This window comes from Streptomyces sp. NPDC090032 (assembly GCF_044748025.1).
In the GTDB taxonomy this organism is placed as follows: domain Bacteria; phylum Actinomycetota; class Actinomycetes; order Streptomycetales; family Streptomycetaceae; genus Streptomyces.
This window is the reverse complement of record NZ_JBIVFF010000009.1, coordinates 360520-372360: the sequence shown is the minus strand read 5'-3', so window position 1 is coordinate 372360 and position 11841 is coordinate 360520. Positions and strand designations below refer to the sequence as shown.

Annotated in this window: 12 protein-coding genes and 1 pseudogene; 4 read left to right on the top strand and 9 right to left on the bottom strand. The window is 65.0% G+C overall.

What is annotated here, in order from left to right; translation table 11 throughout:
* The first annotated feature begins 142 nt into the window (after nucleotides 1-142).
* The 3 genes and pseudogenes from ACIPWY_RS24435 to ACIPWY_RS24425 all read left to right on the top strand — a co-directional run.
* Complete coding sequence (locus tag ACIPWY_RS24435; protein ID WP_362908635.1) at nucleotides 143-454, top strand: DUF397 domain-containing protein; 312 nt, start codon at nucleotides 143-145, stop codon at nucleotides 452-454.
* A 212-nt stretch (nucleotides 455-666) separates the two neighbouring features.
* On the top strand, nucleotides 667-954 hold the full coding sequence (locus ACIPWY_RS24430; protein ID WP_393705105.1) for a MafI family immunity protein: 288 nt from the start codon (nucleotides 667-669) through the stop codon (nucleotides 952-954).
* A 41-nt stretch (nucleotides 955-995) separates the two neighbouring features.
* Nucleotides 996-1760, top strand: a pseudogene (locus ACIPWY_RS24425) (transposase); the annotation flags it as partial.
* 61 nt (nucleotides 1761-1821) lie between these two features.
* Here ACIPWY_RS24425 and ACIPWY_RS24420 read toward each other — a convergent pair.
* The 8 genes from ACIPWY_RS24420 to ACIPWY_RS24385 all read right to left on the bottom strand — a co-directional run bounded on the left by ACIPWY_RS24420 (nucleotide 1822) and on the right by ACIPWY_RS24385 (nucleotide 8827).
* Nucleotides 1822-3303: a PQQ-binding-like beta-propeller repeat protein gene (locus ACIPWY_RS24420; protein WP_393705103.1), complete on the bottom strand. Its 1482-nt coding sequence runs from the start codon at nucleotides 3301-3303 to the stop codon at nucleotides 1822-1824.
* Between the two features lie 141 nt (nucleotides 3304-3444).
* Nucleotides 3445-3744 (bottom strand): WXG100 family type VII secretion target, encoded by a 300-nt coding sequence (locus ACIPWY_RS24415; protein WP_362908638.1) that lies wholly within the window; start codon nucleotides 3742-3744, stop codon nucleotides 3445-3447.
* A gap of 59 nt (nucleotides 3745-3803) precedes the next feature.
* Nucleotides 3804-4142 carry a WXG100 family type VII secretion target gene (locus ACIPWY_RS24410; protein WP_362908639.1) on the bottom strand — a complete coding sequence of 113 codons (339 nt, stop codon included), beginning with the start codon at nucleotides 4140-4142 and terminating at the stop codon, nucleotides 3804-3806.
* Nucleotides 4143-4238: 96 nt separating this feature from the next.
* Nucleotides 4239-5534, bottom strand: a complete 1296-nt coding sequence (locus ACIPWY_RS24405; protein WP_401534943.1) for a S8 family serine peptidase — start codon at nucleotides 5532-5534, stop codon at nucleotides 4239-4241.
* Nucleotides 5531-7279 carry a hypothetical protein gene (locus ACIPWY_RS24400; RefSeq protein WP_401534940.1) on the bottom strand — a complete coding sequence of 583 codons (1749 nt, stop codon included), beginning with the start codon at nucleotides 7277-7279 and terminating at the stop codon, nucleotides 5531-5533. Before ACIPWY_RS24400 ends, ACIPWY_RS24405 begins: the two co-directional genes overlap by 4 nt.
* On the bottom strand, nucleotides 7279-7749 hold the full coding sequence (locus ACIPWY_RS24395; RefSeq protein WP_362908642.1) for a hypothetical protein: 471 nt from the start codon (nucleotides 7747-7749) through the stop codon (nucleotides 7279-7281). The genes ACIPWY_RS24400 and ACIPWY_RS24395 overlap by 1 nt, the downstream gene beginning before the upstream one ends.
* Nucleotides 7750-8096: 347 nt before the next feature.
* Nucleotides 8097-8432, bottom strand: coding sequence for a hypothetical protein (locus ACIPWY_RS24390; protein WP_401534937.1), 336 nt, complete (start codon nucleotides 8430-8432; stop codon nucleotides 8097-8099).
* Between the two features lie 41 nt (nucleotides 8433-8473).
* Complete coding sequence (locus tag ACIPWY_RS24385) at nucleotides 8474-8827, bottom strand: DUF4333 domain-containing protein (protein ID WP_362908644.1); 354 nt, start codon at nucleotides 8825-8827, stop codon at nucleotides 8474-8476.
* 287 nt (nucleotides 8828-9114) lie between these two features.
* Between ACIPWY_RS24385 and ACIPWY_RS24380 the strand changes: the two genes are divergently transcribed.
* Nucleotides 9115-9831: a hypothetical protein gene (locus tag ACIPWY_RS24380; protein WP_401534934.1), complete on the top strand. Its 717-nt coding sequence runs from the start codon at nucleotides 9115-9117 to the stop codon at nucleotides 9829-9831.
* Between the two features lie 731 nt (nucleotides 9832-10562).
* Here the strand turns inward: ACIPWY_RS24380 and mycP are convergent.
* Nucleotides 10563-11837, bottom strand: coding sequence for a type VII secretion-associated serine protease mycosin (gene mycP, locus ACIPWY_RS24375; protein WP_393705092.1), 1275 nt, complete (start codon nucleotides 11835-11837; stop codon nucleotides 10563-10565).
* Nucleotides 11838-11841 lie beyond the last annotated feature (4 nt).

Below are 11841 nucleotides of genomic sequence, written 5' to 3'. Positions count from 1 at the left end.
TGACGGCCACCGGGATCGGGGCTTCCTGCTGAATGCGGGGGACGCCGCGGCATGCCGGTCTTCTGACGCCCGCATGCCGCGGCGGACTTCCAAGTACGCTGAGTGGACAGCTTGTTCGTACGTCGAGAAGGGGCCGCCCCACATGGCCGAGGCACAGGACGCGCAGGTCTCCCTGGAACAGGACGAGGACGTCAAGGCGCGCAAGGAGCGAGAGAAGAACGAGCTCTACGCGCTCGACATCTCCGACGCCGAATGGCACAGCGCCCCCGGCACCGAGGACCACGAGGAGCGCGTCGAGATCGCGTACCTGCCGGACGGCGCGGTGGCGATGCGGTCTTCGGTGGACCCGGAGACGGTGCTGCGGTACACGGAGGCGGAGTGGACGGCATTCGTGCTGGGGGCTCGGGACGGGGAGTTCGATCTGGAGGACGCGCCGAGGTCGGACGCGGGGTAGAAGAGGCCTACGACTAAGGCGGGGCCGAGGACTCCGGGCTACCGGGTCCGCTTTACTGGGTCCCCTGCTCGCCCTGCGCGCTTGATCTCCCCGCCTCTCCCTACACCCGAGAGTAGGGAGAGGACAGTTAAGTACCCCGCTCCTAAGGCTTGTCCCGTAAACGATCATGTGGGTCGACAACCCTCGTTCAGGTAGCGAGGGTGTGTGCGTCGTTGATCCGTTCAGGACTGGTCTGGGGGCAGCTCGTGCATCTGTCGTATCGCGCCCGGGTGGTGGCGCTTCTTGAGGACTCGCCCCTCACGTCGGAAGCCGTCATCATGGACGTCCACCACCTGCTCTCGCACGGCGAGGAGGCTCTGGCCTTCTACACCATGTGCTCGTGGATCTATGAGGACACCCTGCCTATCACTCGCCAATACCACGCCCGATTGCCGGCGATGGCGGACGAGGTAGGAACTCCGAGGTCCGTTCAGCGCCTTGACGAGCTACTGGTCGACTGATGCCTCGGCCCTCGGCGATCTTGCTGGGGGATGATCCTTCCGTGGCTGGAGTGATCACGGCGTCTGAGCCGTCCTGGATACCGCCGTTCACCGGGCTGAGCCCGCGCAGTTTCGCGAAGTTGGTGACCGCGCTTCGCCGCGAAGGTGCGGACCCCTGTGCGCAAGGGTCGGCCGTGGGGCTTGCCGCTGGAGGATCGGATCTTGCTGGTGACCGCGTATTGGCGCACAAACCTGACCATGCGCCAGCTCGCCCCGCTGTTCGGCATCTCGAAGTCGGCTGCAGACCGAATCATCGACAAGGTCGGCCCACTCCTTGCGCTCCAGAGCCGGAGCCGGTTCGCGAAGGACACTGTGCTGATCGTGGACGGCACCTTGGTACCCACCCGTGATCACAGCATCGCCGAAGAGTCCAAGAACTATCGGTACTCCGCCAACCACCAAGTCGTCATCGACGCTGATACCCGCCTGGTCGTCGTGGTCGGCCAGCCCCTTCCGGGTAACCGCAACGACTGCAAGGCGTGGGAAGAATCCGGTGCGAAGTCGGCCGTCGGCAGACCTTGACGATGGCCGACGCGGGGGATCCGGGCACCGGACTCCTGATGCCCCACCGCCGCATTCCGGGCGAGGAATTGCCCCAGTGGAAGCGGGAGCACAACCGCTCACACAAGCAGGTCCGCGCCCGCGTCGAGCACGTCTTCGCCCGTATGAAGACCTGGAAGATCCTCCGCGACTGCCGCCTCAAGGGCGAAGGTGTCCACCACGCGATGCTAGGCATCGCCCACCTGCACAAGCTCAACTTCGCCGGAGGCGAGCCCCCGATGGCGAACCGCACCCCGCGCACACTAAAGATCATTTACAGGACAACTTTTAGCCAGCACTTTCGTAACCGACAGCGCCTGGAATGAGACCCGTATCGTTGTCCTTACTCGAACCCTGAATCTCCTTGAGCCGGAAGAAAACTCGTCCGTGGCTGACGGTCACGTCTACCGACTCTGGCTCTCCGAGCGCTGGCTGGGAAGGCATCTCGAACAGGAGAAAGGGACGCGCAGTGCCCGTCTTCGGGTCGATACGCACGACCGCCGCCGGCGCTCGCCCGTCGTTACTTGCCCTGAATGCCAGGAGTTGGTCACCGCTCGTCTGGATGGGATACATAGGACGGCGGGCCTTGGACTTGAACTTACGCACAGGCTTCCCCGAATCCAGGTCAAAAGCAGTAATCGAGTTGGCGGGACGGTCGGTGAAGAGGTCCTCGACGTCCCCCTTTCCGCCCACGAATACCTGACGACTCCCCACAATCACCGAGTGACAGGACTCCACAGTCCCGAAAAGCAAACCGCCACAGTCAGTGACATAGCGGTCAACGCCCAGCGCCATCGTCGATCTGTGCTTGCCGTGCGCGTCAAGAACGATGAGGTCCGTCACTGAGTCCGCGCCTGCAGCGACAGCGATTACCGGTGGATTCGACGACACCAAGTAGGTTGCCCCGACACCCCGGGCCACCTGGTACGTCCACTCGGGCTTTCCTGTACGTCGATCAATCTTCTGGACTCGATATGAGGTGTCGTCGCCAGGGCTCCCACAGGTCTGTAGCGCCAGCAAATCATGCCCGCCCGCGAAACCGCTGTCGTTGCAGGTTTCCCTGCCTGGAGTCTCCCAGAGCTTCTTGCCCTGACGCAGATCGTACGCGGCCGAACCCGATCCCCATGCCGTCACCGCGACGCCTCGGGTCAGCGTCACATTCATATTGTTTGCGTACGCATCGTCGGAGTGGGGCAGCGTCACTTCCCACATCTTCTTGCCGGTGTTCACGTTGAATACCACGAGCGAGTTACATGCGGACTTGGCGTTTACCTTGCCCCCACGACCAGACTGAGCAACGACGGCAGTTCGGCCATCGACTGTCACATGCCGCGTCGTCGAACAGATGGCACCGCTCAACCTGGTGCTCCAGAAAGGGTCCCATTGCCCGAATCGGTATCCCGTGAGTGTACTTCCCTGTGCCATGGCGAAGGTCTTGGCGGTAGCCCAACTGCCCGGCAGGTAGGAGCTTTCGCTCGACTTCAGCTTCTTGTCGTCGTACTCGACTGCCATGCGGGCTTCAGGGTTGACCGGAATCTTTCCATCAGCCTTGATCACCTCATCCGGGGCTTGCCGAGCAGAACTGGGTACGTTGCTCGATTTGGCGTCATTCGCCGCCGGGCTCCCACCCCACATGAACCATGAGCCAACGCTGGTCACGACAATGAGAACGCCACAGATGGACAGCCAACGCTTCACGCGCTGCTTTTTGCGGTCCTTTGCCGCACGCAGAGACTGCGTGAACGGGGAGGGCGCCGGCCCGAATGACATGAACTACTTTCCCTTCAACGACGAGCCCGAACCCGATGCCTTATGTAGCCGTGGACCCACGCACCCTGTTCCACCCGTCGGACCACGATGACGGGGTGGGCGCCTCCCGCGCGCGCCCACCCCGCATCCGTACTTTTCGCTCTACAGGAAGAAGCTGGCAGCCTTCTTGTCGCCACCCATGTAGTCACCGCCGGCCAGGTGCACCACGTGACCGATGCCCTGGAGAGCCTGGTGGATGTCGTGGGCTTCCTTGTCCCACTTCGTCTGCTCTTCGCCGTACTTGCTCTGGGCTTCGCCCTCCCAGTAGGCGACCGTGCCGGCTACCAGGGACTTGATCTCCTGCAGGTCGGCCTCGAGCTGCTTGGCCATGTTTCCGATTTCGGTGGCCGCGGTGTCGAGAGCGCCGTACTTGACGACCATCTCGTCATGGTTCAGACCCATGATCTACTTCTCCATCTCCCGTGGTTTCGTTAACTACTGACGCGCGACAACCCAGGCGTTTAGTAGCCGCTGAGCGTGGACTTCGGAGCGCCGTCGTACACGTTGATCTTGTTGACCTGCTGGCGCACGTGGTCCTCGGAGTCATCCTTGATCTTCCGAGTACCGGTCATCGCGTCGAGGAACTTCACGAGGATTTTGCCGATTTCTACCATCGACGTGTTGATCTCGTGCTGCTTCGTGTTGAAGGCGTTGGCGCCGATGCCCTTCCAGTTACCTTCCAGGCTGTCGATCGTCCCCTGAAGGCGGTGCACCGTGGACTTGATGTTGTCGAACTTCTCGGCGATCGTGCGCTCGAGCGCAATCATCTTTTCGTCTGAGAGCCGCTGTCCGTCTGCCATGTTCGGCTTTCCTCTCCTGATTACTGCTGGAACTTTCCGGATGTTGCCTCGCAGGGAATGGATCAGCCCCGCTCGACAAATATCGTCAAACCGCGCTCAGCCGGAGCGCCGAGCTCGCACCACCGCGAACACTCCGCCCCCGAGCACTACTACCGCAGCAACAGCTCCGAGGACAATCCACAACTGGTCATTGTCGTCCGAGGACTTCGCACTAGATCCTGCCGCCGAGGTCTCGCCACCTGAAGTGGATTTCGGGGGCTGTGACGAGGCTGGTACGGAAGCGGAGGGGGTGTGGCCGGAGGTGGAACCGGCGGTGGTCTTCTCGTTGGTGAGGGGGTTGATGTCGCCCGCACCCGGGCTGCCCTCGCCATGGAGCAGGTTGCGCGCCGGACGGATCAGCCCGTAACCGAGGTACTTGCTGGGCTTGCTCTTCGGCCAGTCACGCCCTGCAGTGTCGATCAGGACCCGCATGACCTGGTTCGCCGTCCAGGTTGGGTGCTTGGACCAGATGAGCGCGGCCGCGCCGGAAGTGATGGCGGACGCCACACTGGTGCCCGTCCCCATGCAATGCGACTGGAAGTCGTTGTTGCACCAGACTGGGATGTCCAGGCCGGGAGCGGCCAGCTGCACGTAGTTGCCGCTCTCCGAGAACTTGCCGACCTGGCCGGTCTTGTCCACAGCCGATACGCCGACCACTCCTGGGTACTTCGCGGGATAGCCGATGTAGTTCTCTTTCTCGGCCTCATTGCCGACCGCAGCGAAAAGGAGCTTGCCCTTGCTCTCGGCGTACTTGACGGCTTCGAGTCCTCCGTCACTCGGGAAGTCTGATCCGAACGACATGTTGATGATCTGAGCATCACTGTCGGCGGCAGCCCGAATGGCCTTGGCCGTGGTGTCACCCTTTTCCTTCGCCGACTCGTCCTTCATCGTCGACAGCCGGGTGCGAATCGGGATGATCTTGGCGTCGGGGGCGACGCCCTTGATCCCGCCTCCCGCCCCAGTACCGGCGATGAGTTCGGCGATCGTCGTGCCGTGACCGTCGAAGTCGTCCGTCGCGCCGCCTGCGCTACCGGTGACGTCGACTCCCTGGAGTACATTGCCGCTCAGAGACTTCGACGCGGAGCTGACCCCTGAGTCGATGACCGCGACTGTGATGCCCTTCCCCGTGCTGACCTTCCACAGGTCCTTGGCCCCCATCGCGTCCAAGTACCACTGCTTCGACTGCACGTCATCGGCAACCGCGCTCGGGGCCAGTCCGGCAGAAACGGCGGCGAGAGCACCGAGCGCCGCGGCTACGGTGGCGACCCGTCTCCCGGCACGCCCCGCGATCCGCGCGGTGCTTCCGCCGCGTCGGCTAGTCCCAGACTTCATACTTCGTACGTCCTCGCTCATGCTTGGTCATTCACCGGGGGCACGTCACGCCGCGGCTTGTCGGGCAAGTGCGTCTGCTCGTCCTCGCCCAGATAGCCAAGCCGCTGTGCGCCTTCGCCCTCTTCCTGGTCGGAACTCCCGGGGCCCTGGGGACCTCGTACGAGGCCGGACCCGCCGGCGGTGAAGCCGTTCCTGCCCGCGCGGGAAGCGGAGTTGCGTCCTGCGGGAGCACCGGTCACGCCGTCGGAGTTACCGAGGGATCCGCGCGCGGGCCTCTGGTTCCTGGCGGCGCTGTTCGTCGCACTCGGCGCCCCCATGACTCCCCGCTGACTGATCCCGCTGCTCGAGGTCCGCGAACCGCCCGCTCCCTCACCGCCGATGACCGTGCCTCGCGGCACCTTGGGACCCGACTTCGCGGACGCGCCGGTCGAGGTGGGCCTTCCCCCTATGACGCCGCCGTTGCTACGGCCCGCGCCCCTAGGCCCCAGGCCTTGGCGGCCGGCCGACGTGCCGCCCGGCTTGGGCGTGCCTCCGGTGACTCCGGAAGTCGGACGACCACCCGGCATGCCGCCCTTGACCCCTGGCTGGCCGGTCGCGTTCGGGCGCCCCATCGGGTTCGTGCCGCCCTGCCCCAGCCCCCGAGCCGTCGCCGGTCCTGTGGTTCCGGGTCGTCCCTGTGCGGTCGTCGGATTCCTGGGCGCGCCTGTCGTCCCGAGCGCCCGTCCCACAGGACCCTTGCCCAGGGGATTCGGAACACCCTGGGCATAAGAAGGGAGCGGGAGTCCTTGCGGACCGACTGTCGGCGTCACGGTCGGGTTGGCGGTGCTAGTCACCGGGGGCGTCGCCGTGTGCTGAGGAAGCGTGTCGACGCTGTCGATCTGCGTGCCGACAGGGACGACCGGCCGGTCTATGGCGATCACGGGATCGTCCGTCTTCGGAGGCAGATTGCCGACGTCGGGGCGAACGTGGTCTACGACCGGGTGCTCACGCCCCGCGGTCTCCACTTCCGACCTGTGCAGGGCAGCGGTCGGTTCGGTGACGCTGCGGCCCTGGGGCGGGGAACCAATTTCGTACCTGGGATTCGGCATGCCCACGTTGGGCATGGCCTCGAACGTCGGCGGCGTCAGCCCGTGCAGTTGCTGTCCGGACACCGAGTAGAACGACGCCAACCGGTTCATCTGGTTGATCGCCTCTTGACGGTGGCCCTCGGTCTTGACGGCTGCGGCGTAGTCCTTGTTGCCGTCGACCCGCGCGACAACGGGAATGTCGTCGACCGTCTTCGGGTCCAGCCGGGTGTCCCGGGGCGGCATCGCGCTGCGCACGGACGCGAGGCCGGTTGCTGCCGCGGTGATCTGGACTCCTGCCTGGTCCGCGTAAGTGGCAAGCGCCTCGGTGTGCGTGACGAGCTTCAGACCCCACGTCTGAAAGGCCCTGCCGGCCTCACCCTGCCAGTCGTCCTCGGCCGGCTTCAGGTGCCCCCTGAGCTCAGCCGCGGCCGCGTTGATGGCGTCACTGGCCTTCCACAGCGCTTCACCGGCGTTCTCGAGGTCGGCCGGCTTCGCGTCCGCGATGAGGTCGATCATGTCGTTGAGCTTGTGACCTTCGAAGTTCGTGGCCTTACCGAACTGGAAGAAACGCACACGGCTGAACCCGAAGGCGTCGTGCATCAGTTCCGACATCTGCGACGTCACGTCGGTGGCTCCGACCTGAGCGTCCACCTTCTGCTGGTCGGTCAGGGGTGGCGGCTTCTTCTCATCCCCAGCCATTACTTGAACCCCTTCGTGGACTTCTTCGCGTCGCTGTGCTCCTGCACGGGCCGGCCGGACTTCTTCTGCTCCGCCGCGTCGTGCTCGCGGTCGATCCTGACCTGGATCGCCCAGTAACGGCGCCGCTGATCCTCTTCGAGGTTGTCGTAGCCGATCTCTGCGCCGTGCGCGGCGATCCCGATGGCTTCGATCTGCAGACTCAGCATCTTGGAGAGGTGGGTGATCTGCTGATGCACGTGGTCGTACTGGGCGTGCAGGCCGTCGGCCTCATGGAACTCGCCCACGCCGCTCAGGGCGGTCCGGGGGATCTGGTGCCCGCCCACCTTGGCCGCGCTGCCGGCGGACCCCTCGAACTCCGCCAGGAGCTTGTCCACGCGCTGCTTGAACGACTTGAGGACGCCTGCGCTGACCTTCAGGTCCGCAGCGGCCGCAGCCGAGACCCCACCCATCGCCATGTCCGCAGGCAGCATGACGTGTCCCCTTCCCCGTTCCCCGTCGGTCCTTCAGCCCGCGCCCGGAGCGCGGTGGCGCGAGGGTCCTCATCGCGCCTTTACCACTGTAGTCACCCTGTACAACCGAACCAACTGACCTATGTGTTAAGTCAGTTACGAAACGCTCTTCCCGTATCGCGCTTTCGGTGCAATCTTCTCATCTCGCCGATGCGCGCTCGATGCCCGGTCGAAGGTCGTGACGCTCGCGCGCAGGCACTGCCTGCCCGGGGAGGCCCGGCGCGCTCTCCAGCAGGAGAACCTTCCTCCATGAAATCTTCACCATCGTGGTTACGGGATCGCGACAGGGGAGACAAAGGAAGCGCTGTTCAACAATTCAGCCCGATCTCGTATCGCAAGGCGAAGACGTCTTCACCGCCTCCGTGCATTTCCGTGATCCAGTCCTTCAGCGCCGATGCATCCTCGCGTCCCGGCTCGAAGGCCCTGGTCACCGTGGAGAGTTGGTCCACTGCGAACTCGCAGGCCGTGATGGCGTCCGGGACTGGGGTGGCCGGCTTGACCGACACCCGCTTACCGGGCGGCAGCAACGGCGTCAGGGTTGCCACCTTGATGTGAATGCCGCACAGCGACGACGGCACGGCGTACTCGCGCTCGGCCGAGTCGCCGCATCCCGATGCTGCCGACCGGCCGAGCAAGCGGTCCAATTTTGCCTCGCGAGAGGCGCGTTGGAGCGAAAGGGTCGGCGTCAGCTCGCAGCCGGGGTAGGCGTCTCGTCGGCCTTGATGTCGAAGTTGACGTTGCTTCCCTCGACCGAGGAAACCTTGACCGTCACGCCCAGCGTGCTGCCGTCGCTCGCCGTCAGGGTGCAGCGGCCGGTGTTGCCGACCTTCCCGACGAGGTCCTCTGGGCACGTGACGTCCGGCTTCGGCTGGCCCGTGGTGGCGGCGAGCTTTTCGGCGACCGTATCGGCCAACTTGCTCTTGGACACCTTCGGATCGGACTTCCCCACACTCACCGACCCCGAGCAGCCCACGAGCAGCGCACCGGCAGCCACAGCCGACAGGGCCCACGTTGCGGCGGGGAGACGGGACTTAATCATGGGGAGATCCGTTTCGGTGGTCGGTGAAGCAGGTGGCAGAGGGCCGGAAGGACAGACCGCGCCTTCAGCGCGCCCCAGCATATGGCGCACAGGAGACGTCTACTTGGTGCACTTCTTCGGAATTCGGGCACATCGGAACACTCTGCAGAGTCTTCACCTCGCCAGCAAACAATCTCCACCCCCGCGATCACAGATTGCGGGTTTACGGGTTTCCGGGTGTACGGGTTCCGACCACGAGCCCGGCCTCGGTTCACAGGAGCACACTTCGTCCGCGATAATCTCGAGCCATGGAACAGCTGGTTGGGATCCTGGTGAAGGTCCTCTTGTTCGCGTTCGTTGCGGGAATGTTCACGCTCGTCATCAGGGCGTTCATACGCAACAGCCGAGAGGTCGACCGGATCAATAAAGGTTGGGCGGACCTCGATGGAGTCGCCGCCACACGTGGCTGGACCTATGAGCGGCGCTCGCCCGGACGGGCCACCGAGTATTGCGGCGTGGGCCCGATGCCGGGCAAAGGCTCGAACCTCACCGCTTGGCACTACATCACAGGGGAGTTCCGCGGCCGCTCCTTCAAATGCTTCGAGTACCGCTACACGGATCCGATGTCGCCCACCACTCAGTCCGGGAGCAGGAAGCTCACGTACGAGTCGGTGTTCCTCGTCTCGGCGCCCGGCCAGGGGGCATACATGCACATGGAGCCGCCGAGCAAGCTGGACAGGGTGCTGGGGCGAGGGCCCAGGAAGCTGCTCGATGTTCCGGAATTCGACGAGAAGTTCCGAGTTGACCGGCATGACGAAGCTTTCGTCCGGAGCATCCTGACTGAAGACGTGAGGGCCTTCTTCCTCTCGGATCAGCGTGCTGAGAAGAACCCGCTTCGCGTGCGCGACGACGAACTGTTCACGTGGTACACCGGCACCATGACTCCGCAGGACATCGAGGACCGGTTGAACTACCTTTGCGATGTTGTGGAACGAATTCCCACTGAGGCTTGGGCGGTCGCCTGAGACAGAGCAAAGCGCCCCTTGGCCCGGATCGGGAATGCACCGGGCCAAGGGGCGCTTTGCGTGCGTCAAAGCGCGCTTTGCGTGCGGCGAGGGCCAGTTGGCCTCGCCGGCGGAGTCATCGGCCTGCCGCACCGTTCGCAGGAATTCCTTGTAGTCCTCGATGACTTGACCGAGTTGGCTCTGCGTCGCGGTGAGAACGATTTCGATCAATGCGCGCTGAGCCGGATTCCGCACGTCCTCCATGCCGAGGTACACCTGGCTCTGACGCAGCTCGATGGGCTCCCCTCGCAGAGTGTCCGAGAGAACGAGGTTCTGCACGACTCCCGGGAATCAGTGAGACCCGGAAGGTCCGGCGTACCGATCTCGGTCTTCTCGAGGACGCGCACGGGCCCGCTCTGCTCAAGCCGAGGTACCGACTCGTCGGCGATCCGCGAGATGGTGGTGGCATCGTTGCGCATCTCGCCGGAGATGGTGATGTTCCCCGTGAGTCCGCCGTCGACGGATTCGGGTGGAGCGCGACGAACGCGACGTTCGGCGCTCCGATCGCGGGCACGCTGAAGTTCGCCAGGGAGTACGCGAAGTATGTGAACTCCGTTGCCCGAGGCGGCGGTTGCGGCAGGACCTGACGCCTCAGCACGTGCCCTTCTGCGATGTCACCGTCAGGCGGTACACGCATTCGCTCAGCGTTCCGCCGCCGCCGGCGATGCCGAAGCTGAGCGCGATCATCGCGATCAGACGCCGCTCGACGCCTTCCGGCCCCGCCGCCGCGCGTCCCGTACCGCGACCGCCGCACCGCCCAGTCCCGCCACGAGTACGGCGGCTCCGACGACGGTGTAGGTGGCCAGGCGGGTATTGCGTTGTTCCGCCGTCTCGCCGAAGTGGATTTTCGCCGCCTCGGGCGCCTCCGCCGGGGTGACCCCCTCCTCGGGGGACGGGGACTCGATCGGGTGGTCCGGGTCCTCCGTGACCGCGCGGACAGGGTCGACGACACCCCAACCGACCAGGCGGTCATGGCCCACGGTCGAGCGTTCCGCGGTCTGTTCGATCTGGGCGACGACCTCGGCCGCCGTCCAGTCGGGGTGCTTCGCCTTGACGAGGGCCGCGACTCCGGCCACGTACGGGGCGGAGAAGCTGGTGCCGTTGTCCGAGCAGTGGCCACCGCCCGGAACCGTGGAGACCATGTCCACGCCCGGCGCCGCCACACCCACGAAATCGCCCTGCTGCGAGAACGCGGCGCGTTCGTTGTTCCGGTCCGAGGCCGCCACCGCCAGGACGCCGTGGAACGAGGCCGGATAGGTCTCCTTCACCTTGCCGTCCAGGCCGTCGTTGCCTGCCGAAGCGACAACCACGATCTTCGCGTCGAGGGCCGAGTTGACCGCTTCCTGCAGCCTCGGATCCGGCTTGACCGCGTTCGCCGTGTCCTGGGAGATGTTGATGACCTGGGCGCCCACGGACTTCGCGTACACGATGGCCTTCGCAAGGCTCTCGGCCGTGCCGTGGCCCTCCGCGTCGTTCTGCTGGATCGGGATGATCGTGGCCTCGGGGGCCAGGCCCACGAAGCCGGTGTCCTTGGCCGGACGCGCTGCGATTATGCCGGCGACGCGCGTGCCGTGGCCGACGGTGTCGGTGGTGCCGTGCTCGTTGCCGCGCTCGATCTTGTTGCCGTCGGCGTCCTTGAGGTTCGGGTCCATGAGGTTCTTGCCCTTGGACGCGTCCACGGCATGGGTGAGCTGCGGGTTCTTGACGTCCACGCCCGTGTCGATGACGGCGACCTTGACGCCCTTGCCCTTGGTCTCGCTCCACAGATCGTCGAGCATGACGCGCTGGAGCGACCAGGGACGGCCCTCGAACTTCGGGTTCTTCGGGCCGAAGGTGCACTGTTCACCGTCGGCGACGGCGGGCCCGGCGGGCAGGAGTGTGGTGGTCGTCACGGTCACCGTCAGCGCGGCGAGCAGTGCCGCCCTGCGCGTCCACGTGGCTGCGGATTCCCGGGATGCGTACGTCATCGTG